A 386-nucleotide genomic window follows, 5' to 3' on the forward strand; every position below is an offset into this window, starting at 1 on the left:
GTTGTAATACCCTGTGCAATTCCCATGTAGATAAACAGCTCTGCCGCATTTGCATGCGGGAAAAGCCCCGTGATCGGATGGAGAAAGGATACGGTTGAATCATAAAATGCCGGCTTCTGGCGTTCCGGCAGGAACTTCCCGAATGTATAGGCCATGGGATTAGTCAGAAAGAATACCGCCAAAAACGGAAACAATGTATAGCGCAAAATAATATTTTTGGTTGTTTTACGGGCAAAGCGGTCAATCCGCTCTTCTCCGATTACTTTAATTAAAGCGTTTACAGCAAGAATCAAACAAATGAGTGTCGGAATGATGCCGGTGAACATGTCCATAAAGGTTTCTCCACCTTTTTCGAACATTCCGATAAACCCCTCCGCGAATTTCAC

Annotated in this window: 1 protein-coding gene; it reads right to left on the minus strand. The window is 44.3% G+C overall.

The features are described 5' to 3' along the window. Positions 1-386, minus strand: a 386-nt coding sequence (srlA, locus tag L2D08_RS23670; protein ID WP_255822109.1) for a PTS glucitol/sorbitol transporter subunit IIC, incomplete at both ends; no start/stop codon positions are given.

It is taken from the genome of Domibacillus sp. PGB-M46 (genome assembly GCF_022668875.1).
Taxonomy (GTDB): domain Bacteria; phylum Bacillota; class Bacilli; order Bacillales; family Domibacillaceae; genus Domibacillus.